This is a genomic window from bacterium, from assembly GCA_022616075.1.
In the GTDB taxonomy this organism is placed as follows: Bacteria; Acidobacteriota; HRBIN11; order JAKEFK01; family JAKEFK01; genus JAKEFK01.
Genome location: JAKEFK010000364.1, coordinates 15,953 through 42,771, shown reverse-complemented (window position 1 = coordinate 42,771; position 26,819 = coordinate 15,953). Strand labels below are relative to the sequence as shown.

The window sequence follows — 26,819 nt, the reverse complement described above, 5'->3', positions numbered from 1 at the left end:
TTGGTGCGCCGTCTACTGATGAATTCAATCGCGAGGATTCCGATTTCGTTATGGGCCTTCAGGTTCTGCTCAAGAGGGTCTCCTGGGACCGGTAATGCATCTATCAGAAGTGTTCGTTCATCAATCGCACGAACGAACCCTTCGGGTCCGGTAAGTAAAGAGGCCCACGAGCGGTCTTTCGAGTCTAAGGTGGCGGCAACAATCAATCGCTGAACGGATAAGAACTGCTGTGCAATTTGTGGAATTGTCGAACGCATGACTCCAGACACGCGGTCAGCCATGTCCTGGACGCCTGCCCGCCTCTGTACTTCCAGTTCTCCTGAATGATATTTCAAATCAGAAAAATCCACACGAAGGTGCAACCGGTTTAGCAGCAGGATGAGAATCTGCGCCAGTGGGACTAAAGATTTCCAGACGGATTCCGTCTGGATCCTGAAAGAAAACTCCTCCAGACTTCGATCCTTCCAGATGAGCCACAATCCCATCATATAAAAACCGAACTTTCATTTCCCGTAGTTTCCGTTCAACTGCTTTGACTTCTTCGATGCTGTCCACTTGAAAAGGAAAGATGATGAAGGCCGGGTTTCTCTTTTTCAAAATGCTCCGGACTCTGACGCTGTTGCCATAAAGTCAGAACCGTACGAGGGCCAAGGCCCAGAAATGCAAATCGCCGTCCCTCCTCACTAGATTTGCGTAGAATTTCAAATCCGAATACATCCCGGTAAATCTCTTTGGACCGCTCGAGGTCTGTAACATTCAAACCGATATGTCCTGACTGAAAAGCCATGAACTCCTACTCTGTCGAAATTTTATGATATGGATCACATTAATCAAATGATTTATTTTTACGTGATCAATGAAAATCATTCATGCATTCAGGGATCAGGAATGGATTGCAAGCTTCTCACCTTAACGAGCTGTTCGGCGGCATCTCTTAGTATGGAATTACTAAAGGGATATCTGTCCGGAAATCTAACGTCTGACCCGTAGACCGGTTATGTATAGTTACCCTGGCGGTCTTCGCTGCGATTTGGAACGTTTGCGACACTGTGCGAATCAGCAGCCAGCATCATGGGTATGCTTTTCGAAATGCGTTCTTTCGTCTGATCTTGTCGCCGTCGAATTCGAACAAATCGCAACCACGAATTTCCACCTTACGTCCATCGGGCCGGGTGATTATATACGACCATTCCGCGACAGCGCGACTTCCTAAAACCCACACCGGTCCGGCTTTCGGCTCTCCCCCTGACTCATAAGCGAGTACCTCAGCGAAGCCCTTCCTTACTGCTTCTCTTCCCACATAGGTTGTCCCAGGATCAGGGCCAACGGAGGCCTTATAGACACAATCATCGGTCATGAACTCCATCAACGCGTCAATATCAGCTCTTCCCCATGCCTCACCAAACTGTTTCAGGCGCTCCGGCGACATTGCTCGTACTCGTGTTTTCCGCGCCTTGCGCTTTAGTCCTTTCATAATGTAACCTCCAATGGCCATGACTTCGCGGGATACCGATAATGCGCCTCCCATAAAAGGAAACAGTTTCCGACTGCCTTATTCTAATCGGCAGTCCTGGACAGGACCAATTAATTCTCTTCATTACTTCGATGAACTTCGTGCTGTTCAATTCGAAGATCGCGCTCTTCAATAAACATTCTAAATTAGAAGTATTTATTATTAACATGACGATAGTTCATTTGCGCTGTCGAGGTTGTCACTTTAATAACTTGAACCGCGTGCTGGCAACCTAAAACATGAAGCCGAAGCAAAGTGTATCGCCGTGGATTTGGAGGCCGATTTTTATCGCCGCTGGATTGTTTACATTAGCCTTATTCGTGTCAGCCATTTTCGATCCACGAATCCGGGTTTTGCATGCGCTGCATGGTTGCGCGAGCACATCCATTAGTCCTTTACAAATTCCGCAAGCTTACGCAAACGCAAAGTTGGATCGTTGGCCACCTGTTGTCGCAACCATCCAAGATGTCCAGCTCCATAGATTACAAGCACCCGCTCTTTGGGAGAATCTATGATTCGAGTGATGTTGCTATAGATCCGGATATTTCGGCGGAACCAATCCGAGACCAGATCGGCTCCCGCCCAATCGCCGGGCTCGCCGAAATGCACCTGGCGAAAGTAGAAGCCAACATCCTCAGCCACCTTATGCTCCTCGTTCATGTAGAGAAGCGTTTCTAATATGGTGTGCGTTTGCAAAAACGCATTCTGTTCCTTCACCATCGTTTCGATTTCGCTCATCAGATTTTCCAGTTCTTTCGAACGGCCGCTGGCTTTGGCATGATTAACGAGACGTTGGAACGGAAACTCACTATCCACATCTACGGCATACACCTTTTTATGTCCAAGTTCCTTTGCGAAGCGATATCCGATTTGATCCACTTCGTTACGCGACAAGGTATATTTCCCTGCAAGGTAATCAGAATACTCCTGGGTTACCCTGTCCCTGTACACATCGGCTTCTACCGCGATCTTCGTTGGTAAGAATCTTTTCAAGACTTGTAGAAGCTCCGCCATTTCCCTCTGCCGTTTGGGTGCAAAGACATCATCAGCCTGTGAATTGAAAATATCCCGGCCAGGGTTAGCCATGTGATAAACACCCAGGACCAGGACCTCGGCCCTTTCGTCGGGTGCTTTGGCTGTAGGCGACTCATCAACCGCAGACGCATGGATTCCATTCAGTGCTATCAAGACCAGGATCCCGAGAATCATCATCGCTCGATTCACCATACTTTATTTTTCTCTTCTTTTTTACCCCGCCAATCACGGCGGAAATTTCGTACTCAACACAGACTCGAATTAGCATCAGATGGTTGCGTAGTCCTGCAGAAACCACGACAGACATGTCCGCTGAAGCTTACCGGCCTTGAGACTTTCTCATCGGAATATTGAAAACAGCTAATTGGACAAATTGTGACAAATAGGACTAATCTGTTTCCTCATGAAGCTGTCTCCTTTCAAATTGGAGCACTATTTTGCCAAATACGAGTTTACAGCTCCCTATTTTCTTTGCGGTTCCGACTGCGAGACCTTGTCGATCTCCGACCTTATGAAAATGGACCCGGAGGCGGGAAAAGATTTTGGAAACGTCCGGCTCGGTTATACAGAAACCCTGGGGAATCCGATCCTCAGGAAAGAGATCGCACAACTCTATACCTCAATAACTCCGGATCAGATTCTCGTTCACGCTGGAGCGGAAGAAGCGATATTCAACTTCATGAATTCGACTGTAGGTCCCGGCGATCATATGATCATCCACTGGCCCTGTTACCAGTCACTATTTGAAGTGGCTCGAAGCATTGGGTGCAATGTAACCAAATGGGAGTCGCGCCATGAGCAGGAATGGGAGCTTGACCTGAGTTTTTTGAAAAAAAATCTTCAGCCAGGGACCAAAGTGGTGGCCGTGAACTGCCCTCATAACCCTACTGGCTACTTAATGTCGCGCGAGAATTTTCTGGAGCTGGATCGGCTATCGCAGCAGCATGGGTTCATTCTTTTTTCCGATGAGGTGTACCGCTATCTCGAATACGACGAGAAGGACAGACTGCCGGCAGCTTGTGATCTCAACGAAAACGCCGTATCGCTCTGTGTCATGTCAAAATCTTTTGGTCTTGCTGGGCTCCGTATCGGCTGGATCGCAACTCGCAATAGACGTGTTTACGAATCCATGAACTCTTTCAAACACTATACGACAATCTGCAATAGCGCGCCGAGCGAGTTTCTCGCTGCAGTGGCTTTGCGCAACAAGAATCGAATACTCAGCCGAAATCGGGAGATTATCGCTTACAATCTTGAAATTTTGAGCCTCTTCTTTGAAACGCACTCGCGTCTGTTCTCATGGCATAAACCGAAAGCAGGTCCAATTGCATTTCCATTGATTCTCGATACGGATACAGACCAATTTTGCTTTGACCTGGTGAATCAAGCTGGGGTGCTGCTGTTACCAGGTAGCATCTATGACATTCCGGGAGGGCATTTTAGGATCGGCTTTGGTCGAAAAAACATGCCGGAGGCGATCGAGCGCCTTCAGGAGTACCTTCGACTCCGAAACATTCCAGCACGATTTTCGCGAGAATCCCCGAAGTTCTATTAATCCGCTTGCTAGTAATCATTTGGCTCAACAAGAGCGCAGCCTCGCATGCCAATTTATGCTGGAAAAACAACATGGCCGGTTTCAAAAGGTTCTTCTTTTAATCGAGGTCATTCTCTTCGGGCCCAGAACGTTTAACGCGGGTTTTAAAAGGTTCTTCTTTCATTGGGGTCTTGCGCTTCGAGTCCACAACCGAACTGAGCCAGATGATGACACAAACCAATCCTCCGACGATGATCGCCATCAATGTGAGAGCATAATCTTGCATCGAAGAATTCTCCGCAGGTCACGGTCTTTTTAGGGAGTCAGAAACGAAAAGTCCAGGCACGGAACTCTCAACCACATCGCCGATAATGGCGGCATCACGAACTCCTCTTTCACACAGCAAAGAGACCAGATCATCGGCCTTTTCTGCTGCGACAGAAATGGCGAGTGGGCCTGAGGTTTGTGGATCGTAAAGAATCATTTCTCTTTCCCGCGGCAATTCTTTTTCCAGAGAAACGCATCCAGCGGCAGACTGTTTATTAAATAAAGTGACTCCTGTTCTTAAGCCCCTGCCGAACAGCTCAATGCTCACGGGGTAAACCGGCACCGCGCTAAGATTCAACTGTATGCCGACTTTGCTACCCACGGCCATTTCGCAAACATGACCGGCGAGTCCGAATCCGGAAACATCCGTACACGCGTGAACGCCAATTTCGAGCATTGCTTCGCACGCCACCTTATTCAAAGTGGCCATGCTCGCCATCGCTTCCTCTGCCTGCTCCCAGGGAATCAGATCGTTTTTTACACCTGTTATGATCACGCCAGTGCCCATTTTCTTCGTCAGAACAATTTTATCTCCCGGCCTGGCTGTGCTGTTTCGCAGAATTTTTTCTGGATGAATCAGTCCGGTAACCGACAAACCATATTTCAGCTCTTGATCCTTTACGGTATGTCCGCCTACGAGTGTCGCTCCCGCCTCCAGAATCTTAGAATGCCCGCCTTTCAAAATCTCTGCGAGTATGGCGTCATCCACACCTTCTTGCGGGAAACAACAGATATTCAAGGCATTGACCGGACGACCGCCCATTGCAAAAACATCGCTTAACGAGTTGGCTGCAGCAATTTGCCCAAACAGGAATGGATCGTCACAAGTAGGTGTAACGAAATCGACTGTTTGTACAAGCGCTAGCTCGTCAGTCAATTTGAACACACCTGCGTCGTCTGAAGTCTCAAATCCAACGAGCAAATCAGGATTTTGACTTCGCGCGCCCAAGTGTTTCAGTATTTCGGCCAGGTCCAACGGACTGAGCTTACCTGCTCAACCGCCCGATTTCGCAAGCCTCGTCAGCCTGAACTTTTCCTGTTCCATCCGACACTCCAAAATTTCTTGATAGATCTGATTGGACGTAAGAAATCACTTTAATACTTGTTATACGGTCATTTTAGAGATCCATTGATAATGTCACAAATTGATTGTTTGCATAGCAACCATTAGGAGCAGTCATGGAACGCATTTCGCGTTCTTGCGCCCAACGAAATAAATGTTAATTGATTTATCCTGACTAGCGCAGAGTTGGAAGCTGTTTCTCCCGCTTCCTAACAGTAATTGCAGATCATTTCAGCGATCTATCGCACGAACGGCCGTTTGAACAAGCGTTACCTGTTCTCCCCAAATAGATCCGCTGAGTTTCCCAGCTTTCCAGGAGACGAACTCAGTCGTAGTAACCTTTGCGGTGGCGCAGTTTCAACCCTGAACGGGCCGTTTTGACCTGAATCTTGTGATACCCTTCTTTGGAATGCTCCTGCGGTTTGTAGCAAAGCATGTATTGGTGGTTGAGATCCTGCAGAATTGCATCGTATCCCCTTTTGAAGTTCAGCGAGTTTTCAAAATGGGTGCCTCCGCTATCCTCGGCCATTAGAACCAAAAAATCTTGATAATCTTTCAAAAAATGCAGATCGCTCATCTTGAACTGGCGATCCGATTCTCGAACCGTTTCGAGCAGATCGTTCAGCGGCCCTCGTGAATTAATTGTATAGAACGTGATGTTGTTAGCATTCAATTTACCAACCAGCTTTTCAAAATCTTGATTTAAACTGGAATCGTACCGAATTCGGCATTCCGGAAACGCAGCAAAGAATTCGAGTTCATCAGCGAACATCGCCCGAATCAAGTCAGAGTTTTGTATCACATCGTAATACTGCTTTCCAGGAGTCGATGAAATGCCGCCTGAAAGAAAAAGGACGACCGTATGAGCGCTCTCTTCCTGCCGCCGGACGTATTTGTCGAACTGCCGTAGGGAGTTTAGCCACATTCGCGATTCAGCTCTTTCCAGTTGAGCAAATTCTTCCGCAAGTGCGCAAGCTTCGTTCACTACTCGCTCTTGCTGCTCCCTGCGCCCTCCTGCTGTTCGCAATACACTTGCTACCTGCCTGCGACGGTTCAGTAAATCGATGTCGCGCCTGTTGTTCGCCTTAATTTTTTCGAATGCAGTTTGCCAGACATCCGCGTTCTTTGTACCCTCCACGTTGATTTCGACGATCCCATTAAACAGACTCAGTAGACTGACTTCCCAGCTTCTCGATAATTCCGACAGGAACTCCGTCGTCTTTTGTTTAAGATGTAAGAATTCGCTTTGCGATGTGTTGCTCAAGTCCATAAGCAATACAACTCTCTTTTGTGGAGGATCACTCAGCGTTTTCGCGTTCGGTGCAATTTCCAAAGGCGTAGTTTGAGCAATTTCCTGAGGGTCGATGCGTATTTCTTCGAAACAAGTAAGATTCATTCGCCGGCCGTCTTCATACAGCTCAAAGTCCTTTTCTGTGAGCCCGGCTACCGGCTTGCCGGATTTTTCGGTGGCCTTCACCCATACAGTAACTCTCGTAACAGTTACTTCTTCCTGTGACTTCACGGAAGTAAAGAAACTGCAAGCAACCAACAAGGAGCCGCCAACTTTGAGAAACGCGATTCGCGTGCATTTTGACACTTCTGCTCCGGTTATTTATTGAAACCGACAAATGCATCCCGGTAGAACCTTTTGGACCCTTTGAAGTCAATAAGATTCAGACCAGTATGTCCCTGTTGAAAAGCGATCACACCTCTGTTGCCGAAATTTCATAATACGTATCGCTGGGCTCGATAATCAAATGATTTGTTTTCAGTAGATTGATGATCACAGTTCATGAAAATAACATGGAGAATTCCGAACCCTGATCGAACTGCTGAATACCTGCGAAAAAGGAGGCTTCACCTCGTCGGGGACTATTATGTGCAGCGCTTATGTGGCGTCTTAAACTCAACGAACAAAATGGCCTCGGCGATGTTCATTGCAACACAGTGGAGGACAGACCGTAACCTGGACTGCCTGAAACAACCTCCCTTATTGACGTTGCTCTGCCATAAACCAATCTCATCACTTCAATGAGATTCTTTCATTTGACCGATCCCCTTTCTAAAATCTAGCATCTTGAAATGAATCCTTTCAGCAATTCGAAACTGATGAGAAACGCTACGATGGCGTTTCTCTTTTCGTCATTCGCGCTGGCTGCACAAGATTACAAGGTTACAGTCAGTCAGGTTACAATCTGGGTTAAAGCCATTGATAACTCCGGCATTCCTGTTAGGGGATTAACCCAGGCAGACTTTGAAGTCTTCGAAGATAGAACAAAACAAATGTTGACCTGCTTTGAAGAAATCAAGACCGCGCCGCCAGATACTGCAACAGAAAAGACATCTTCTGGATCTATCTCCGGGAAAAAATTCGTGTTGTTTCTGGATCTTTACAACATGGCGCCGCAGGAGTATTCCCTGATAAAGCCGAAGGCAAAAGAGTTTTTAAAACAACTTTCAGACAGGAATAATGAAGTAATGCTGGCCGCAATGGTTCCTTCGGCAAAACTGGGCGTCGTGGCTCCCTTTACGAAAGATATCCAGCGTGTGATCGGCTTGCTTGAGATGGCAAAGGGCAATCCAAATCGCGATGCGTCATTAAGAGGGAATGAAGCACAGATTATTTCAATTCTGCAGGATCTCCGTCCGGAGGGAGAGAATACCGTAGATTCTCTGGATGATTTAACCGCCCACAATCCCGACCGGGATGTTAACACGAAGATATTAAGAAACGCTTATCAGCTTGCTATGAGTTATTCCAAAGAGGAAAACTCCGTTTCCACACTGTCCTTAAAAGCACTCGAGAGTTTTGGTTCTTATCTCAACAAACTCAATCAGCAGGACCACGCCATAATCCTGTATTTATCCGGAGGCTTCAACGCGGATCCTGGTAGACGCTACTATGAATTGATAGAGAATGTTGCGCAGGCAAAAGGTTTGAGCCCGGAATCCTTTGCCTACACTATCCGGGTCTCATCCCGCAAAAGGGAGAATGTGTTTGACCTGCAACGAATGGTGCGGGAAACGGTTGGCAGGCTAAACCGGCTGAATGTAACCATCTACTCCATTAGTACAAGAGGGCTCGGTTTGATGAGCAGCAACACAGCTCAAGATTCCTCCTACAATATTGATGAAACAAAAATCCTACCCGATTTTGTTGATTCGTTGCGCCGGATTGCTGATGAAACGGGAGGCCTTAGTTTTCAAAACTCCCAGAATTTTAAGGTTGGCTTTGATCGTGTTTTAAATGATTTAGAGCATCAATATGTGCTTTGTTATTCGCCACCAGTTCATTCAGAAAAAGGCAAGTACCATGAAATAAAAGTCACGACAAAACGGCCAAATGTTAATCTTCGTCACCGCACAGGATATATGGAATAGAACTGGAAATCTGGACTCTTCGCACCCTGCGCGGAACCCTTGCCGAAACCCCGATGATAAGGCCACTTAAAACTCTCCTCTATATTCCCGGTGGCCGTTTGGTTTGATCGCGATTGTGCTGATTATCTGGTCGGTGATGTACCCGGTGGAGTTTCTCCGCCAGGATCATAGCTTGACGGGATGCCGATGTTTATGGCTGTCAGAAGTTCCCCGCGCGGAAGTTTCTGGCCAGTAAAAGCCTTTCTACTTCCAGCAGCCCAACGATCGTTAATCAGCAGGGAGCCGAGGTGTTGGAAAGCGTTTTCCTGCAATGATGTCTTGGGGGAAGATCTGAATACATTTCTGGCGGCAAGTGGAACCCAGGCATTCATCGTAATCCGCGACGATGTAATTCTGTATGAGTGTTACTTGAATGGCGCACAGCGAAATTCCGTCGTAACCTCGTTTTCTGTAGCCAAGACATTTGTCTCAGGGGCTTAGGTGCCACCGCGCGATGACACACTACTTCCTTGATCTGCGCGCATTGGCGCTGGAACGTACTGCGTATACAAGAGGAACCCGGCAAGACGTGGCTGTATAACAACTATAATCCGCTGCTGCTCGGCGCTCTATCTCCATGGGAGAAAACTGGGAGGGCGAGCAGATCGTGCCTGAAAGATTGCCATTACATCGGATCTGGGGAGTGTAACCAAGAAAAGCTAAGTTGCTGATATGGCGAGGACGAGAGGCAGTGGTCTCTGTGAAAGCATTTTCTTGAATCTTACAAAGTGCTTATCGCCATTTTGCGACAGAAGGAAGTCTTTTTCCACGAAACGCGCCGGTCCGTTTCGTTTCCCGTTAGTGAAAAGCAGTTCTAAAAAACTCGTCGATGATCTGATCGAGATCATGTGATCAAAGTGCCGGGGCGTTTCTGGCGCGGAGGTAGTACAGTGCGCCGACTACACCAATCAAGAAGGCCGTGTAAAATGGAATCGTGGGGTCAAGTGTCCAAAGCCATCCTCCCAGTAGAGACGCGGGAAAAACGATCAGTCCGCGAATTAAATAGTACAGACCTACCGTTCTTCCACGCAGGTGAGCCGCAGCCAGATCCACAATCACCGCTTTTCGCGCCGGTTCTCCCACTTCACGAAGTCCTCCAATCACAAAAGCGAGAATTAACCAGAAGAAGGAGTTCGATAAGACTACGGACAGCGGAAAGAGCGCAAAGAATACAAAGGTTAGAAAAACAAGCGGCTTGCGTTCGAACCGGTCCGCAACTCGGCTCAGGGGAAGATAAAACAGGATCGACGCAATCATTTGAATGCTGGTCAACCATCCAAACTGAAACGCATCGAGTTTCAGGATATTCATCACATAAAGCACAATGAAAACTTTTGGGATTCCTTCCGCCCATCTTGCGAGGATGTCCGAAACCAAAAGCTGCTTCAGTCTGGGATGAAGCTGACGCCATACATCCACAATCCGAATCCCTTCCGTCCGTTCCCGTAACGGTTCATTGTAAAAACTTCTAATAATGTAGAGTGCCAGGAGAGCAAGTGAGATCGCAACCATCAGTCCGCTTTTCATGCCCTCCGATAAACCATTACGGGCGATCCACCATCCGCCGATTGCCGGAGCGATGATGATGGGAATCCGCTTGATGATGGATTGCACGCCGAAGCCCGTTGCGCGGCTTGTTTCCGGAAGATGGTCTCCAATGATCGCAAACAGGGCGGGCAGAGTGAGACTGCTCCAGGCCATAACAAGAAATGTGCCGATGAGGACCCAGAGCCAGGATCCGGCCAGCAGATAAACCAAGTAGCCCGTCATCGAAAGGAAGGTGAACAGCAGCAGTGAATTTTTCCGTCCTATCCTGTCCGCCAGCCAGCCGCCTGGATACTGATAAACGGCATCCAGTAAATCTTTCAACGTTCCATAAATTGCGATGATCCATGCCGTGGCGCCAAGCAATTCCAGATATTTTGGAACGAAGCGGCTCCAGAGCTCTTCAGCCATTCCAAGAACAAGCACAGAGGCGAGCATCACCAGGATGTTTCGTTTCGATTCAACCCAGGTTAGGAATGGCATAAAGATCATTTCATTTTAAAGTGGCGGGCAGGTTAGTCTCCTTAGAAAATCTGAACTAAAGTAAAGAACCGGTGCCGTTTCCCAACATCACTTTGCGAACCAGGGGGACAGGAGGGCCGCCATACGAGAGGAACCTGTCGTGGAACTCGGGCCAGGCCTTCCTTCCGCCGCGCGAAGCACACCAGTCATCACGAAGTTTTCTGATCATTAGCTTTCCCAAAGTGTAGTTCAGATATGCCGGATCAAACGTTCCACGATTCGCCTGCTGCCTTGAGTTGCCCGTGTCTTTGAATGCCTTTTCGCGGAAAATTTTAGCCGACTCATCAACGCTCATGCTTTTCGCATGTAAACCGATTGCAGAAACGTAGCGGACGTTTCGCATCAGTGCATTGATGAGTTGTCCGATCCGCACTTCCGGATTCCCTCCTCCAAGCCCCGCTTCCAACATCATTTCTTCGGTGTAATGCGCCCATCCTTCCGAAAAGGCGTACCCTACAAAGATTTGTCCAAGCCTGGATTTCGAACGGTTAGCGTGAAGAAACTGCAAGAAATGTCCGGGCCATACCTCATGAACCGAAGTTGCGAGTAATTCATTCTCTGAAGGGATGTATGCAGCCTGTTCCTGCTCCGACCAGGCAGGATCCGGAGGAGCAATGTAGTAGATTGAAGGGAGTCCTTTTTCATAGGGTCCCGGAATCTCGATATATGCTGGGTTGAAGCGCCGGTAGGGTGGGGATTCTTCAACACCGGCATCTTCAGGGCCCGGTATGGTTACAATTTGATTGTCCTGAACGAACTTCTTCAGGGCAGTCAACTGTCTTCGAGCGGCGCGAACAGGTCCTTCTGACGGCTTCTTTGCCTGGACTTTTGCAACACAGGCGGCGACAGAAATCTCAGGAACGTACGAGGCGCAAGCTTTTTTCAGCAAAATTAAATTTCTTTCAAGGTCCTTCCTTCCGATTTCCTCCAGACGATCCAAAGGAATATCAACTCGCTCTGTTGCCACGAGCATCCTTTGGAAGAGCTCAGGTCCAAGCGCGTAGTTGTTCGTCGATTCCGATAATTGCGAATCAAGCCAGGAGGCAAGTTCCTCCATCGCTTTAGCCGCAAGTTCGTTTGCCTCACGGAGTTCTTCCTGTAGCTTCGCATCTTCCACAGAAGCAAAAATCGCTGAAGCATCTTTCCTGTAATATCGGGCAAGTTCGCCGTAAACTCTTCGACTGACTTCAACGTGCGGCCGTGCCAGGGGCCTGCTTAGATTGGCACGGATTTGCGAAGTCGCAATTGGAATCCGCTTTGCGTAATCAACATACGCGCGCATTCTCTTCGGTAAAGAGGCATAAGCGCGAGTCAGATAGATGCTTGGATTGGTCGATCGCGAATAATACATCGGATTGCGGTGAGGCCACCGTGCTTCTTCCAACCAGAACAAGTCGTGATCGATCCTGTTGAGTAAATACTCTCGTTCGAACCGCTGGTTTGCATCAAGCATATCCACGTCAAACTCATGCGCACGTGTCCGGTTTTGTTTCAGCCAGATTATTTGCTTTGACAGACCTTCCTTGCTCCAATCCGGAAGCCGCCCATCGTATTCATGTCTTCCTTTATCGATTGCCTCATCAGGATTGAAGCGGAAGTAGCCTTCAATGTATTCTTCGAGAAATCGATCCCATTCCCTATTGCCTGCCCCGGTTAAGCTTAGGGCGCTGGTAAGAAGGATCAACGAATAAAGGATCATTGTCTTGAACATGAACACTCGTTGCCTTCCACGAAACCATTTGAGCGCTTCGCTCATTCGCTTATTCTAGAAATCCATTGACAATGTCACAAATTGAATGTTTGCATAACATCGATTAGCCGCAGTCATGGAATGCATTCTGGCGTTCGAGGAAGCCAAAGATTGGATGACAGCCAGCGATGCGGCGCCGGCGGGCTCAGCCAGCGTTTTTGCCTTCTCCAAGTATAGTAGGACCGCGCGCTTCATTTCGTCATCTTCTACAAGAATGAAATCATCGAGATGTTCCCACAGAATCTGCTGTGGCAGCATAAAGGGAACCCGCGTGGCAAGGCCTTCAGCGAAAGTTTCCATTCCTGACTCGGTCGGCAAGCTATTGTTGTTCCATCTGATTTGACTCTAGCATTAGTCAAAAGAAGACGAAGACCGGCGCTATCTGACAAGAGGAGGTGGTGATAAAAACGCCGGAAGGTGCAACGATAAACGTACTTGCACATGTGAGATTTTTTCGAACGCGAAAATCCAGTACTGTTGTTACCCTAGTGTTCCAACCAGAGCCAAAAGTAGGGGAATACTTCTGTATAAAGTCTTCCCCTTCTACCCCACATCCGGTTGCGATGATCTCCATTGTACTCTTCAAAGACATGGTCGATTCCGAGGATGGTTAGCTCATGGGACAGCATTCGGCAGCCTGCCGGAATATGACTGAATTCATTTTCGTAGCCTGAATCGAAACGGAGTCCTCGTAGCTTCAAGAGGTTCTCTTTGTACTTCCGAACCATCATGATCGGGAAGTTTTCTTCCCACTTGCTGAATGCCGGCTCGGCCGTAACTTCCCATTCACTAATTCGAAAGGAAAATCGGCAAGAAAAGGCCGTCGCTCCGGATTCGGTGAAAACGCCAGTGCAACGGCTACAATGCCTCCAACCATCAGATTTCCCTTTGACATTTCACTGGATAAGTCGTCAAAACTCTTGGCCTTTAATATGAAGGCGAATGCGGTATTTCCTATCGAGAGATCGCCAGCCCAACCGAGCGCCGCGGGATTCATCCCATAGACAACGCTGTAAACATTTGGGTGTTTCATTCCTAACTTAATTGCGGCGTAACCGCCCATGGAATGTCCTGCTAGGCCTCGACTTTCAGTCCTGGCGATAGTCCTGTACTTCTGATCGATGTACCTGACAAGATCCCGCGTCGTAAAATCTTCCCAGTTGCCTGTCACCAATGAATTCGTGTACATACTTCCCAACCAATTCGTTTTTTCGTCCGGCATCACGACAATCATCTGACCGAATTTCCCTTCGGCAATGCCTTGATTCATGAGCCCCTGGATGGTGTCCATGGGATCATTCCGATCCGATGATCTCGTCCATTCTTCGTCGGTATCGCCGATTCCATGAAGCAAGTACACAACGGGGAATCTCTGGCTGGGCGATTTATCGTAGCCTGGAGGCAAGTATATGGAAATGCTGCGGTCGGGCGATTCCTGTGTCACCGTCTTCTCCAGCGAAACGCTATGCAAAATTTCACGGACGATCCTTCCTTCCTCCGTGAAGGCATTTTCCACAACTACAAAAAAGAAGAAAGGTACATAAACGAGTCGGATGAGAGCCGAAGTATTTTTCCCATTCTCCTTCCTTTTCATGTTGCCTCCGTTTCAGTTCGCAAGTATGTCTTTTGCTTTCTTAATTTGATCGACCAGTTGTTCCAGCGTATCCGCTACGACCTGAATCTGTTCTTCTGCAAGTTTCCAGTTCCGTTGTTCGATTGCTTCCGCTACAGAGGGAATGGCTGTTCCTTCGTAACCACCATAGACACTGGGGGCATAGATCTGGTGTCGGAACCATGGACGGCCTGGCAGTCCATTTTTTCTGGTCAAAGCACGTTCCGATCTTTTCAAGATTCCATTTAAATCGCGAAGCTTTTCTACGGAAAGATGAGCCCCGGTTTTGTCCAAATGATCTTTCAGCTCTGAGGCACACCGTTCCAAGTTTTCCGCCGCATTTTTCAAAGGCGAAAAATTCAAGTGCGGAACAGGCGGAAGCACTTCTGGCACGGTCAAGGGTTTCCTGGAATCAGAAAAGGATTCGTAGATTCTTTGCTGAACGTTTCTATTCTTGTCGTCAGTCTCTTCACGCATTCGGGCGGTCAAGTTCTCCAATTCCGTTACGTATGAAGTAATGTGCTTGGAAAATGCTTCGAATTCAAAAGGCAAAATATTGGCGTTAGCGAATCTCAACATGCATCGGCCTGCAGTCTTGGCCAGAGCGATCCCATATTCAAATTTTGGATCCATGAACCGGATGTAATGATCGAAGGAATCGTAGGCGGAATGATATTGCCCGTATTCTGTTTCGCCGTTAAAGAACATATACAGCGAAGCAATGCCTGCAAATTGAAGAAAAGGGGAATGGTCCGATCCTGATCCTCCTGGCCGCAGCGGCAAGTCCTGATGGCTCTGTGCTGTTTTCTTTAGCTCCGGTGGGCCTTCCATCAAAAGATACGCGCGCAAACGCTCACGCACGCTGATGCCCTTCTGAGGATCGGAAACGTTTCGAATGACTTGGTTCAAGAATTTCTCCAGCGTCTGAGAGCCTTCCACAAAAAAGAACCCGCGGCCGGTGCTGTCCGAATTAATGTAAGCAACCGCCTTTTGTTGGAGTTCCTCATAGTGTGCTTCCACCCATTCGGTTGATCCGAGTAGCCCCGGCTCCTCGCCGTCCCATGCTGCATAGATTAAGGTGCGCTTGGGTCTCCAACCTGACTTGGCCAGCTCCGACACAGCCCTCGCTTCCTCGAGAAGCGAAACAATTCCGCTGACCGGATCTGTTGCGCCGTAAACCCATGCGTCATAATGGTTTCCTCGAATGACCCAGTCGTCCGGGAATTCGGTTCCAGGCATGCGTGCAATCACGTCATAAATAGATGTGAGGTTCCAATCAAATTGAAGTTTTAGATGGACTTTAGCGGGACCGGGGCCAAAATGATAAGGGATCGGAAGGCCACCGCGCCAAGAGACAGGAACAACCTGGCCGCCAAGATTCCTTAAAAGGGGAAGCGCATCCTGATAAGATAACGGCAAAACAGGTATGCGGGTAATACCTGGGGCTTCCTCTCTCGAAATTCGATTTGCGTTTTTGAACGCAGGATCAAACGGAGTAAGCGGATCTCCATCTTGCCGGGTTGTATCCAGGACAGACCCCCTCTGCGCGCTCAATCCGTTTCGCCATCCACCCTTCGGATAAACGTCCCCCTGGGAATAGCCATCAGCGGCAGGATCGGAAAAAATGATGCAGCCAATTGCGCCATGTTCGGCAGCGACTTTCGGTTTTACTCCACGCCATGATGCGCCATACCTTGCAATAACAATCTTTCCTTTTACATCAATCCCTCGATGTTTTAATTCTTCGTAGTCGCCGGGAAGTCCATAATTCACATAAACGAGCTCAGCCGTAACGTCCCCATCTCTTGAATAAGCGTTGTATACAGGGAGCTGTTCCGAATGTTCTTTTGAGTTGACATCAATTTCCAATGGTGGCTCAGATAACTGCGCACTGAATTTTTCCGGGTAAATCATCTCTAACAAACGGATTTGCGGAATCGGAAACAAAACTTCAAATTGCTCCACTTGGGTCTGATAGCCCCAGGATTGAAATAATCCTGCGATCCATTCCGCGTTCTCTTTTTGTCCCGGCGAGCCGACATGATGCGGCCTCGCGGTCATCCTTTTCATCCAATCACGCAAATGGTCTGCCTTTAGCAGTGTATCGAATCGCGATTCGAGCTCATGTTGCTTTCTGGATTCTTCCGGCCAAAACCCGTAAAGTGAGTCCTCTCCTTGAGCGAATGAGATTGATCCAAAAAGCACCCAACCGGTGATCACAACAGCAGTCATCAAGTTCATAATGAATCCTCATATCTGTCTGATAGAATTTTCTTGAACTCCCTTCATTTTTTCCCGTTCAAGCCCGCCTGCATACAAGTTTGAACTGAAATGATCGGAATTGCGCGCATTTCGGTCTGAATGATTCTTGAAACGTCCGGAATCATTCCATTCCGGCGTTGCCGGCCCTCCCAGAATCATTATGGCCTTACGGTACGATGGTAAGATTTAGCAAATGAGTATCAAAAGTCGTTGGAGAAGCACCGTACTGATTCTTGCTTGCTGGATGTTCGTTGGTTTCCTTTTTGATGTTGATGCACTACTCAGCTACACGAATGGGGATTTGCCGAGCATAAAAATGTTGATGGTCTGGGAGATGCCCAGCTGGATTTTGTGGGCTCTATTGTCTTTGCCGATCCTCCGTTTTGTCAGGAATTTTCCGATTCAAGCTCCCCATATCGTCAGAAACTTCTTGTTACATTTTTTCATAGGTATATGCGTAGCAATGGCGCATGCGGCATCGAATCTGGTCCTTTCCTGGGTATTCGCGCAAATCATTCGAGTTCAGACTCCTCCATTTTCGTCCGTTTTCATGGAGCTGTTTCTGATGAGAACACCCTGGAGAGTGATGATCTATTTTTTAATCGTAATGGCATGTCACGGGCTCATTTTCTATCAAAGAATGTTGGATCAGCAAAGAGAAGCTGGAGAATTAAAAGTCCGTCTGGCAAGAGCCGAGCTGGAAACATTGAAAATTCAGCTTCAGCCTCACTTTTTATATAACACACTCAATACGATTTCCGAGCTGATTCATGACCAGGCGGATACAGCAGATCAAATGCTTGTTTCTCTTGCGGAACTGTTACGGCGTACCGTAAAGTCGTCAAAAGAGGAAGAAATCTCATTGGCTGAAGAGCTCGAGCTTCTACATCTTTATCTGTCCATCCAGCGTGCACGTTTTGAAGATCGGCTTCGAGTTGAAATGTCCATTGGTCCGGAAACAATGAAGACAAAGGTGCCAAGCCTGATTCTTCAGCCGCTGGTGGAAAACGCGCTGAAGCACGGAGTAGCGTCCAGGAACGACGTTTGCCAAATCGGTCTTTCCGCGACCGTAGAAAACTCGACCCTCGTGTTGAATGTACTGAACAACACAAACTCTTCCAGCAACAAGTGTGGAACGGGGGTTGGACTTTCCAACACACGGGAACGGCTTCTTCGTTTGTATGGTTCCGACAACTGCCTGCATTATGAAACTTTACCGGCAAATCAATTCTCCGTCACGATCCGCATCCCGATCCGATCTTCAGACCATGACCAGTCAATATCTTGATGTGATGATAGCCGACGATGAGCGCGTCGCGAGAAGACGTCTTCGTCGCATGCTCTCAGATATACCCGAGCTCCGAGTGATTGCCGAAGCCGAAGATGGTGAAGAAACAGTTTCCATGATCCTGAAGCACAATCCAGACATTGTTTTCCTGGACATTCAAATGCCCGGAAAAAATGGTTTCGAGGTGCTTTCCAGTGTTTCGGAAATGCAGAATATTCCCGCAATCATCTTCGTAACGGCATTTGACAACTTCGCGATTCAGGCTTTCGAAGTGGCTGCTGTTGATTATGTCATGAAGCCATTTAGCAAGGAGCGAATCAAAAAAGCAGTTACCAGAGCAGAGACTGTGATCAGCCAGGGAAAAACTGCAGATGTCACAAAACGATTTGTCGCAATCATGGAGAAGCTGGTATCGCAGGATAGAACATTCAGCTTCAAAGAAAATGGAAGAATCGTTGTTTTGAGACTATCCGAAATTGGCTGGATCGAGGCGAAGGAGCACTCCAGCTGCATTCGCAAAGGGAAAGAAAGTCACATATGTCGAATGTCGCTCTCAGAAATCTTAGAACAACTTCCATCACCTCCCTTTCAGAGAGTACACAAGTCTTACATAGTAAACCTTGATCATGTGAAGCAAATGGATCCGCTTTTTCATGGGGACTACGTTTTGATAATGAAGGATCAGTCACGTGTAATGATGTCCCGCAGTTACAGCCATAAGATCAAGCGGCTTCTGGGGTACAGCTCTTGATCAGGAGATATCAGAATTGAAGCCCTATCCCAAAACGGGCTTTGCCTGCATCCGTTGCGGTCTTGTCGGGAGGAGTACCTGCTTCCGTTTTCCTGCTAAGGCCGCGGATTTTCTCGAAGCGCTGATTCGCTCTGCCTGTCATGTGATCAAAGTCGCGCGAGGATCTCGCCCGCGCGGAGGTACTTGGGAAGATAAAACAGGATCGACGCAATCATTTGAATGCCGGTTAACCATTGATCATGTCACAAATTGATTGTTTGCATAACAACGATTAGCCGCAGTCATGGAAAACATTTTGGCGTTCGAGTGAGCCAAAGATTGGATGGATTTGTTTGCTCAATTCGTTCCTTCCAGGTGTCTTAGAATCTCTAACGCGCTTGTTTTGAATGGATCTATCTCCAGGGGTTTCTGGTAATAGCGAATCGCTTCCTTCCGGTCTCCTTTGACCAAAGATGCATCCCCTGAAGAATCGTATACATTCGGATCGTCAGGGAAAAGACTCTGCATTTTCCTTGAAAATCTGGATGGCGCAGAAGCTCGGGTTCCTGCATTCTTTTTCCCGTATATCAGAGTATCGATCGAAGTTGCTCGGGTGAGATATTTCCTCCGCTAAGGATCAAAGCCACTTTGCGTCGTCGCAATCGTTCGCGCAGCTTCAATGCAGCTGCCAGCGATGCGGCGCCGGTAGGCTCAGCCAGCGTTTTTGCCTTCTCCAAGTAGAGTTCACACCTGCCTGTCGCTCCGGATCGGAAAGCTGAGAGACAAGATTGATGCCTCCGCGAATCTTAAAGGCGCCAATCGGTTGGTAGTTCTCATGTTTCATATGCACGCTCGCATCGAGCAGTGAGTCTAGAGCGGGATAGCGGTGTAGAGGCGTAGGGGGAAGCCGATCTCGAATTCTCTTATACGCATCAAATACATCTTTCAAAGTCGGAATGAACATACAGAAAAACTCTTACGCAGAGTGCAGGCGGTGGCATCAAACTGTCAAAACAAAATTGTATATGAATGCGTTCAATCTGCGATGCCGTTATAGATGCGTTTGTGTCAATGGATTTTTCTAAAAGCGCCCTGGAAGTCTTCGACCAAATCATCAGGATTTTCGATCCCAACGGAGACCCGGATCAAACTATCAGAAATCCCGGCGCGCAGCCGGTCTTCGCGTGACATTCGGGAATGCGTGGTTCTTGCAGGAAGCGTGATTAACGTCTCTACCGCACCCAGGCTGCCGGCAAGAATTGGTATTTGCAATTGCGTCAGGAAATCGTTCAGGTGAGCTTCATTCTTCAGTTCGAAGCTGAGCATTCCACCGTAGCCTTTGAATAACCGTTTGGCTCTCTCATGGCCCGTGTGCGATTCGAGTCCAGGATAATACACTCCTTTCACTGCAGGTTGCGAAGACAGAAAGTGAGCCAATTTGAGCGCATTAGCATTTTGCCAGAGCACTCTCAGCACGACAGTTTTCAATCCACGATTCAAAAGGAAAGCGGCATGAGGATCCAGGCAGCCACCCAGATGAAGAGCACGATCCCTCACCTGTTCTACAGCACTTGCCTTTCCAACTACGACGCCGCTCACGATATCAGAATGACCATTCAGATATTTCGTGCAGCTATGAACAACGAAATCAAACCCTATATCGATCGGTTTAAAATTTACAGGCGATGCAAAGGTATTATCGATGACCGTAATCAATCCATGTTCTTTTGAGAATGAAACGATCGCTTCAAGATCCGGAACATCCAGAAGCGGATTCCCAATGCTTTCGGCATAAAAGATCCGGGTGTTGTTTTTTAAATGTGACTTCCATGTCTCCGGTTTCGTTCCGTCAACCAGTGAGTAAGCCAGGCCCAATTTCGGAAAATCCTTACTGAAAAACGTGTGAGTTCCAGCGAATAGTTTGTCTTGAGCCAGGATATGGCTTCCTGCCGGTAAGAACGTTAAGAGGAGAGTGCTGATCGCAGCCATGCCACTGCTCGTCACAAGCCCCGCCTCCCCATTTTCCAGCGCGGCTAACTTCTTATGTAGCAATTCCTGATTCGGAGTGTTGTAGTAACGGATGTATCGCAGATCATGGGAGTCCAGAGGGCTTTCAAAATTCGCCGTTTGAAATATGGGGAAAACCACTGCTCCATCGACTCTTGATTCTCCTTCGTGAATTGCAATCGTTTCAATCCTGTAGTTGCTCATTCATTTTCTCCTGACTCTTTGTGCATAGCTTTATTGTAGAAATCCGGTGATGACGTACAAATGGATTCTTTGCATAACAACGATGAGTAATGATCATCGAACTGGCGTAGCTATGTTTCGAAAGTTTGATTGGCAATGAGTTACGTTAATCATCATGATGCAAAGAATTTATTTCTTGATGAGCCACCCGCTGATTAAAATGTTTTGGATAAACACACATGCAAGGGAAAACCTCGCCGCCAGATTTTTCCACGGTCCGCGAGATGTTTCCTTCTCTCAAAATGAAATACAAAGGAATGCCGGTTATCTATCTTGACAATCCTGCCGGTTCACAGGTACCGCAGATGGTCATCGACGCCTATCGACAGTACTGGTCGATGTCGAATGCTTATGGTGACGGTATGTTCCTGACAAGCCGCCGAACGCGCGAAATTTGGGAACAAGCAAGAATCGGAATGGCTAACCTTTTGGGAGCTGCTTCCGCGGATGAAATTGTGTTTGGGCCAAACATGACCTCTCTTACTTTCCAGCTCTCTCGATCAATAAAAAAACTGATACGCGCGGGCGATGAAGTGATTGTTACGTTGCTGGATCATGATGCAAATATTGCACCGTGGGAATCCTTGCGGGAAAGCGGCGCTGTCATTCGATATGCCGATATTCACATTCCCGAATGCACTCTCAACTTGGAGAATCTTCTGAGCAAGATTCAACCTAAAACCAAACTTGTTGCCGTCACACTGGCTGCAAACGCCACTGGTACCATAAATGATTTATCTCCCATAATAGCCAGAGCTCATGAAGTCGGAGCATGGGTATTTGTGGATGCGGTTCAATATGTACCGCATGCGCCGCTGGATGTGCAATCGCTTCAGTGTGATTTTCTTGTGTGCTCAGCATACAAGTTCTTCGGTCCTCATGTTGGTGTGCTTTACGGACGGCAGGAGCTACTGGATCAGCTTCCTGCTGAGAATGTCAGCCCTGCACAAAAGGATCCCCCATACAAATTCGAAACGGGCGCGAAGAATAGCGAAGGTCTCGCAGCGCTTGTTGCAGTTGTAAAATATCTGGAAACTCTGGGCCGGCGTTTTGGTGAGACTTATGCGGTTGAAATCGCAGGAGGTTCTTTTCAAAGAAGGCAACTGATCGCAGCTATGATGGCGATTCGCCAATTCGAAAAGAAACTCACGGTGAGAATGATCGAAGGGTTACAACAAATCGACGGATTACGGATTTGGGGAATCACCGATCTGAACAGAATCCATGAGCGAGTGCCGACAGTCTGCTTCACATGGCCCAGAATGAGTCCTGATCAGACTGCTGCCCATCTTGCAGAAAACGGAGTATTCGCGTGGTCCGGTAACTATTACGCGCCCGCGCTGATGCAGCGTCTGGGGCTCGAAGGGACCGGCGGAGCTGTACGGCTCGGCGCGGTTCATTACAACACAATCGATGAAATCGATCATACTGTGAATTTGTTGAAACGCGCTCCGGATTCAAGAGTAATTTAGACTCGCTGATGGACTTGAAATGAGGAGGTTCATCGATGGACTTTGAAACATCAGTGAAATTGACGATTTATCAAACGATCGTAGAAACGACGAAAATGCCCACGGCAATGGACATAGCTGCTAAGGTAAACAGCAACGTAAAAGAGGTGCTCGGTGCGTTTGAACGGCTTCATAAAAGGCGACTGCTCGTGCCGGAACCCGGAGACCCGACCCGCATTCGAATGGCTCCCCCCTTCTCCGGCATTCCAACATCCTTTCTTACGGAAGTAAAGGGAAAGTCCTACTACTCGAACTGCGTGTGGGATGCGTTTGGAGTGCTTGCCGCATTGCATGAGGACGGCATGGTGAAAGCCTCCGATGCACAGACAGGATTGCCCATTACAGTCGAAGTAAAGAATGGAAGGCCGGTTCCGGAACCATGCGTGATTCACTTTGCAGTTCCCGCTGCGCATTGGTGGAACGATATTTTCTATACCTGAGCCACGATGTTGCTCTTCCGGTCGGAAGAGACATTGAATCAATGGTGTAAAACAAGGGAAATCCCAAGAAGACCACTGGTAAATCCGGACCAGTTGTGGCACCTTGCCATCCGCTGGTATGAAAACAGACTAACAACCGAATCGCGCCGTCCTGCTCCCGATGAGATGGTCAGGATATTTGCAGAAACCGGTCTAACAGGACCATTCTGGGACCCTGCAGCCGATCAGTGGAAACCAGCCAGTTAAAGCCTGACTAGAAAGCCACTCGGATCATCCATTTCAATTTTGTATCGAGCGCTAACGCGAAACGATTTTCATCAAAGAAGACTTTTGAATTAGCAGTAAAGAAACCGAGCTTACAGCAAGCGCAGATAGCAGTGCAGACAGATAAGTGAATAACAATCCAAAGCGGGAAATAGCAACCGCCACAACCAAAAAGAATATTGCGAATGCAAACGTTCCGATTACAACGCTTCGCAGAAGCCGAATCGCTGCACCCGGACCTTCCAGAGTTTGCGAGAAGCCAGAAAGAATCAGAGCAAAGACTGGGAACGGCGACAAGAGTCCACTCAAAGAAGGACCGAGCAGCCGTGCGAATCCTGTAAGGAAAAGCACCATGGAAGTTGCGACCAACATTCGAACAGGAATATCCCAGTTGGGAGAACGAATGATCGTAATCGCGTCCGTAGGCGTGGGGAAAAACAAAAGAACCAGGCTCAAGATGAGGCAAATCAAGATGAAAGAGAGTGGCAAAGATAACGATATTTCCCGCAAAACGAAAGTTGCACAAAAATAAAACAATAAACCGATCAGTGCGCTGCGTGTCCACGTCTTTTGCTTGGCTGCCATGCTATAGCCGTAACAAAACATTGCAACAGAACCGAGGCCCAGGATTGCTCCTTCCGAGGCGCGGGCAGCAAACTCCGGACCCTGTTCCACTGCAAGAAAGATGGAAACGGGCCCGGATGTCAGTGGAAGTCCAATGAATAACCCACTAACTTTTGGACCCCATCTGCGGCCAACCAGAGTTACAGCGGCGATCAGCAGCGGAGTCAATACCAATTTCAGCAAGACAATCTGAAAATCCATATATCGAACGTCTCTTTGCCGATCATCGGCTTATCACCGCGCCGCTTTCACAGGTTAGAGCAGCCATGAAGAATTGTCGAATGAACTGTTTTCAGTAATTCAATGAGAACCCTTCATTCGCAGTGATCGCCAAGGTTTTCAATGACCAAAATCCCCGGGAGTGTTACTATTTTTGAGATGGATATACGTTTTATTGCCGGGTCGCTGTCGTTGGATTTTCTCAACACGGTGCACAACTATAATGCTTCAGATCCCAGGGAAGAATTAAAGGAGATGAAAGATCTTGTTATCTGGGCGCGGAGAGCGGGGATACTGAACGCAAAGGATGCACGCTCCATTCTTTATGAGTCGCGCAAACGTCCTGGTGAAGCCGAAAGATTTTTGCAGGAAACTCAAAAGCTTCGTAATTCCATTTACAGTATGTTTTTTGCGATTTCGAGAAACCATCCCATAGACTCACGGGCCCTCAAACGAATCAGACGGCATCTATCCAGGTCAATGATGCAGATGACTGTTCGACGAGATCGGGGCAGATACAGGCTGCTGTCCAGCAATGAGGAGACGCCTGCGAATCGGTTCTTGTTCATAATTCTGGAATCCACGCTTCGGCTGTTAATGTCACACCAGGACCTTCTGAGACTACGACAATGTGAAGGAGAAAATTGCACATGGCTGTTTCTGGATCGCAGCAAGAACAGAAGCCGAAGATGGTGTGAGATGCAAAGCTGCGGCAGTCGCGCTAAATCCCGGCGATACTATTCCAGAAAAAAGAAACGGGAGTGATCTCCTGCCCTGAATTTGCAATGACTCTCTGCTGCATTAACGACTTGCATGATCACTATGAAAAACTTCCATTGGACAGATGCTGTTTCGTGAAATACAAACAAGAGCTACTATGATTACTTGTTTCTTAAAATACATCATCGATCCCGATAAGATAAAAGAGTTTGAAACTTATGCAGGGATGTGGATCAAGCTGGTTGAGAAGATGGGCGGCAAGCATCATGGATACTTCCTCCCGCATGAAGGGGCTAACAATGTCGCTTATGCGCTGTTTAGTTTTCCAAGTTTAGCTGCCTATGAAGAATATCGAATAAGATCAGCAAAAGATCCGGAATGCCGGGCTGCTTTGGCTTACTATGATCAAACCCGGTGCTTCTTTAGTTACGATCGCACGTTCCTTCGGCCATTGCTGGGAACCGATCTAAAAACAGAACTATAGATCTCACCAAGCAGTCTGCGCTCTTACCATTTGTTACCGGTGTTCTTCGCTCTTGAATGGATATACTTTTCCCGGACCGCCAGCGCCTGATTCAAGCTATCGATTGTACCGGGGATGCCATGCGCCGGAATGATCCGTTGCACGGACAATCCGAGCTCTTGAATCTTAGTCGCAAGAATTTTAGTAGCGCTGTAAGCAAGGACCAGATCAGGTGAGGAGATATCCAGAAGATCCGCCTGAAATAAAAGTCTCTCTTTCGGAAAATAGGCAACCAGAATCTGGTCGGCGTGAACGGTTGGTCCGATATCATAGATTTCCACGCGATGTTGTCCATCATCAAAGATTTTCTCTCCGGAAAAAGTTTCGATAACCGGAGACTTAGGATTTTGAGAAAGTTTGTCGGGACGCATTGTGTGGCGGCTGGACAGGGCCTGTTCGATGATCCTCTTTGGATGGGATGTGGTGAGTATGGGAATTCCTTCCGCAATATATGTTCTCACGCCGGCGATATGATCGAAATGGAAATGAGTTAAGATAACTTGGCGTATCGGTTTTCCGGGCGCAGTTGACCGAATCAATCTCAAGCACTCTTCCGAATAGCGACTGCTCTCGGGTGCTTCGAAGACGAGTACAAAATCCCGAAACACGGCAAAAACGACATTGTAAGATCCACGAATCACAAACAAATCCTCTCCGAGTTTTTCGATCGCAGGCTTGGATGGATTTTCTTGCACGGTTACGAAGGCGTCAGGCGGTCGAAAGTGATCCTCCGGAAAATTTCCGTTCACTTGGATTTCGCTGGCGAGCAGACGCTCAGTCGGAATACCGGCCAGCCGATCAACGTAACCAAAAGGAAGCTTGAGCTTTCCAACATCACGGTAATCGGAATAAATCACTTCGGCATAAGTATCGCCGTAAACAGAATGAGCTCGCAGAGTTTCCGACTTTGTTAAGAGATGCGTTTTCGCATCAAAAGAGAGCAAGACGTGAGCGCCGTTCGGGTCAGTAAAGGAGATGACGTCCTGTGGTCTGTCCGATTCGATGGAGAACCCGATCCAACTTAAAGTCTCAGAACGCTCCAGGGCCATCAAAAGCGACCCTTCGGGGAACCGTCTGAATTTTTCGGTTCGCATGGAAGGGAGGTCTTCCACCGCGAATTTTCTGTACAACGGTTTTTCCTCAAAATATTTCTGCATTGTAAATCCTTCATTCTCCATGACGACATCGCTCTGAATTGCGGAGTCTCCTAAGGAATCAGAATACTCAACGGATTCGTACCACCGTTTTCCGGCATAATCCAAAAAGCTTGTAATGTTGTCACGCATGATTGCTGGTGGAATTTCCGTTGATGGCGTAAGAAAAGGCCTTTTGCCCTGTCCAACGCTAAGCCAATCACCGCTCAGCTTGCGGTGCACGGTTCGTATTCCGCGCAGCTGATCCAATCCGCCGATTGCCTGAATGCCTCGATCTAAAATGGCGCGTGCCTTGATGTACGACCGCAAACCAGCGGAACTCGGTCCGGGTGGCGCCTCCTTTTCATTTGAAAAGAGCACCTGAGTGAAAAGGATCAAGAACGCGAAAAGAAGTTTTAATCGCACGACTTTACCTCTTGAAGATTTAACGGGAAGAAACACGCACGAGTCAAATGAATTTTCTGAATTCATTTGATCAATATTTCTTATATCTGGAGTCGGATGGATGAGCGT

General features: G+C 47.9%; 27 protein-coding genes and 1 pseudogene. 9 read left to right on the top strand and 19 right to left on the bottom strand.

The features are described from left to right. The 4 genes and pseudogenes from L0156_28060 to L0156_28045 all read right to left on the bottom strand — a co-directional run. On the bottom strand, positions 1–335 hold a 335-nt coding region (locus tag L0156_28060; protein MCI0606856.1), incomplete at its 3' end, for a pyridoxamine 5-phosphate oxidase. Between the two features lies 1 nt (position 336). After that, a pseudogene (locus L0156_28055) lies at positions 337–787 on the bottom strand (VOC family protein). A 282-nt stretch (positions 788–1,069) separates the two neighbouring features. Next, positions 1,070–1,474, bottom strand: coding sequence for a nuclear transport factor 2 family protein (locus tag L0156_28050; protein MCI0606855.1), 405 nt, complete (start codon positions 1,472–1,474; stop codon positions 1,070–1,072). Between the two features lie 426 nt (positions 1,475–1,900). Beyond that, positions 1,901–2,740 (bottom strand): DUF5694 domain-containing protein, encoded by an 840-nt coding sequence (locus L0156_28045; protein MCI0606854.1) that lies wholly within the window; start codon positions 2,738–2,740, stop codon positions 1,901–1,903. Between the two features lie 211 nt (positions 2,741–2,951). Here L0156_28045 and L0156_28040 point away from each other — a divergent pair, with 211 nt between their 5' ends. After that, complete coding sequence (locus L0156_28040) at positions 2,952–4,103, top strand: aminotransferase class I/II-fold pyridoxal phosphate-dependent enzyme (protein ID MCI0606853.1); 1,152 nt, start codon at positions 2,952–2,954, stop codon at positions 4,101–4,103. A gap of 97 nt (positions 4,104–4,200) precedes the next feature. Here the strand turns inward: L0156_28040 and L0156_28035 are convergent, their stop codons facing one another. The 3 genes from L0156_28035 to L0156_28025 all read right to left on the bottom strand — a co-directional run bounded on the left by L0156_28035 (position 4,201) and on the right by L0156_28025 (position 7,069). After that, entirely contained in the window at positions 4,201–4,368 is a 168-nt protein-coding gene (locus tag L0156_28035; GenBank protein ID MCI0606852.1) for a hypothetical protein, read from the bottom strand. Between the two features lie 18 nt (positions 4,369–4,386). After that, positions 4,387–5,454, bottom strand: a complete 1,068-nt coding sequence (selD, locus tag L0156_28030) for a selenide, water dikinase SelD (protein MCI0606851.1) — start codon at positions 5,452–5,454, stop codon at positions 4,387–4,389. A gap of 343 nt (positions 5,455–5,797) precedes the next feature. Next, positions 5,798–7,069 carry a VWA domain-containing protein gene (locus L0156_28025; protein MCI0606850.1) on the bottom strand — a complete coding sequence of 424 codons (1,272 nt, stop codon included), beginning with the start codon at positions 7,067–7,069 and terminating at the stop codon, positions 5,798–5,800. Positions 7,070–7,554: 485 nt separating this feature from the next. On the opposite strand from L0156_28025, the gene L0156_28020 reads away from it, so the two are divergent. Further along, positions 7,555–8,853, top strand: a complete 1,299-nt coding sequence (locus L0156_28020) for a VWA domain-containing protein (GenBank protein MCI0606849.1) — start codon at positions 7,555–7,557, stop codon at positions 8,851–8,853. A gap of 122 nt (positions 8,854–8,975) precedes the next feature. Here L0156_28020 and L0156_28015 read toward each other — a convergent pair whose 3' ends face one another. From L0156_28015 to L0156_27985, 7 genes are all read right to left on the bottom strand, one after another. After that, positions 8,976–9,224, bottom strand: a complete 249-nt coding sequence (locus tag L0156_28015; GenBank protein MCI0606848.1) for a hypothetical protein — start codon at positions 9,222–9,224, stop codon at positions 8,976–8,978. Between the two features lie 520 nt (positions 9,225–9,744). Further along, positions 9,745–10,920 (bottom strand): MFS transporter, encoded by a 1,176-nt coding sequence (locus L0156_28010; protein ID MCI0606847.1) that lies wholly within the window; start codon positions 10,918–10,920, stop codon positions 9,745–9,747. 55 nt (positions 10,921–10,975) lie between these two features. After that, a complete protein-coding gene (locus L0156_28005; protein ID MCI0606846.1) occupies positions 10,976–12,715 on the bottom strand; it encodes a DUF885 domain-containing protein in 1,740 nt (579 codons plus the stop codon). Between the two features lie 9 nt (positions 12,716–12,724). Next, positions 12,725–13,009 carry a pyridoxal-phosphate dependent enzyme gene (locus tag L0156_28000; GenBank protein ID MCI0606845.1) on the bottom strand — a complete coding sequence of 95 codons (285 nt, stop codon included), beginning with the start codon at positions 13,007–13,009 and terminating at the stop codon, positions 12,725–12,727. Between the two features lie 185 nt (positions 13,010–13,194). Beyond that, positions 13,195–13,440, bottom strand: a complete 246-nt coding sequence (locus L0156_27995; GenBank protein MCI0606844.1) for a hypothetical protein — start codon at positions 13,438–13,440, stop codon at positions 13,195–13,197. Next, positions 13,437–14,303, bottom strand: coding sequence for an esterase family protein (locus L0156_27990; protein ID MCI0606843.1), 867 nt, complete (start codon positions 14,301–14,303; stop codon positions 13,437–13,439). Before L0156_27990 ends, L0156_27995 begins: the two co-directional genes overlap by 4 nt. A 12-nt stretch (positions 14,304–14,315) precedes the next feature. Next, entirely contained in the window at positions 14,316–16,562 is a 2,247-nt protein-coding gene (locus L0156_27985) for a M28 family peptidase (GenBank protein ID MCI0606842.1), read from the bottom strand. 214 nt (positions 16,563–16,776) lie between these two features. Here L0156_27985 and L0156_27980 point away from each other — a divergent pair, with 214 nt between their 5' ends. Together L0156_27980 and L0156_27975 are read left to right on the top strand one after the other, a co-directional pair. Further along, positions 16,777–17,871, top strand: a complete 1,095-nt coding sequence (locus L0156_27980; GenBank protein ID MCI0606841.1) for a histidine kinase — start codon at positions 16,777–16,779, stop codon at positions 17,869–17,871. Next, on the top strand, positions 17,852–18,622 hold the full coding sequence (locus tag L0156_27975; GenBank protein ID MCI0606840.1) for a LytTR family DNA-binding domain-containing protein: 771 nt from the start codon (positions 17,852–17,854) through the stop codon (positions 18,620–18,622). The genes L0156_27980 and L0156_27975 overlap by 20 nt, the downstream gene beginning before the upstream one ends. 336 nt (positions 18,623–18,958) lie before the next feature. On the opposite strand, the gene L0156_27970 is transcribed toward L0156_27975, so the two are convergent. The 3 genes from L0156_27970 to L0156_27960 form a co-directional block, all read right to left on the bottom strand. Then, positions 18,959–19,129, bottom strand: coding sequence for a hypothetical protein (locus L0156_27970; protein MCI0606839.1), 171 nt, complete (start codon positions 19,127–19,129; stop codon positions 18,959–18,961). Positions 19,130–19,188: 59 nt separating this feature from the next. Continuing rightward, positions 19,189–19,338 (bottom strand): hypothetical protein, encoded by a 150-nt coding sequence (locus tag L0156_27965; GenBank protein MCI0606838.1) that lies wholly within the window; start codon positions 19,336–19,338, stop codon positions 19,189–19,191. A gap of 331 nt (positions 19,339–19,669) precedes the next feature. After that, positions 19,670–20,812, bottom strand: coding sequence for an aminotransferase class I/II-fold pyridoxal phosphate-dependent enzyme (locus tag L0156_27960; protein ID MCI0606837.1), 1,143 nt, complete (start codon positions 20,810–20,812; stop codon positions 19,670–19,672). Positions 20,813–21,030: 218 nt separating this feature from the next. On the opposite strand from L0156_27960, the gene L0156_27955 reads away from it, so the two are divergent. The 3 genes from L0156_27955 to L0156_27945 are packed head-to-tail and all read left to right on the top strand — an operon-like array spanning position 21,031 to position 23,048. Continuing rightward, positions 21,031–22,323 carry a cysteine desulfurase-like protein gene (locus L0156_27955; protein MCI0606836.1) on the top strand — a complete coding sequence of 431 codons (1,293 nt, stop codon included), beginning with the start codon at positions 21,031–21,033 and terminating at the stop codon, positions 22,321–22,323. 35 nt (positions 22,324–22,358) lie between these two features. Beyond that, on the top strand, positions 22,359–22,802 hold the full coding sequence (locus L0156_27950) for an alkylmercury lyase family protein (protein MCI0606835.1): 444 nt from the start codon (positions 22,359–22,361) through the stop codon (positions 22,800–22,802). Between the two features lie 6 nt (positions 22,803–22,808). Further along, the gene (locus L0156_27945; GenBank protein MCI0606834.1) at positions 22,809–23,048 is read left to right on the top strand and encodes an alkylmercury lyase family protein; all 240 of its coding nucleotides are present in this window, start codon (positions 22,809–22,811) and stop codon (positions 23,046–23,048) included. A 51-nt stretch (positions 23,049–23,099) separates the two neighbouring features. Here L0156_27945 and L0156_27940 read toward each other — a convergent pair whose 3' ends face one another. Then, positions 23,100–23,891, bottom strand: coding sequence for a DUF3147 family protein (locus L0156_27940; protein ID MCI0606833.1), 792 nt, complete (start codon positions 23,889–23,891; stop codon positions 23,100–23,102). 177 nt (positions 23,892–24,068) lie between these two features. Between L0156_27940 and L0156_27935 the strand changes: the two genes are divergently transcribed. Together L0156_27935 and L0156_27930 are read left to right on the top strand one after the other, a co-directional pair. Further along, entirely contained in the window at positions 24,069–24,674 is a 606-nt protein-coding gene (locus L0156_27935; GenBank protein MCI0606832.1) for a CGNR zinc finger domain-containing protein, read from the top strand. Positions 24,675–24,786: 112 nt separating this feature from the next. Then, positions 24,787–25,113 carry an NIPSNAP family protein gene (locus L0156_27930; GenBank protein ID MCI0606831.1) on the top strand — a complete coding sequence of 109 codons (327 nt, stop codon included), beginning with the start codon at positions 24,787–24,789 and terminating at the stop codon, positions 25,111–25,113. 23 nt (positions 25,114–25,136) lie between these two features. Here L0156_27930 and L0156_27925 read toward each other — a convergent pair whose 3' ends face one another. Continuing rightward, entirely contained in the window at positions 25,137–26,711 is a 1,575-nt protein-coding gene (locus tag L0156_27925) for an MBL fold metallo-hydrolase (GenBank protein MCI0606830.1), read from the bottom strand. Between the last annotated feature and the right edge of the window lie 108 nt (positions 26,712–26,819).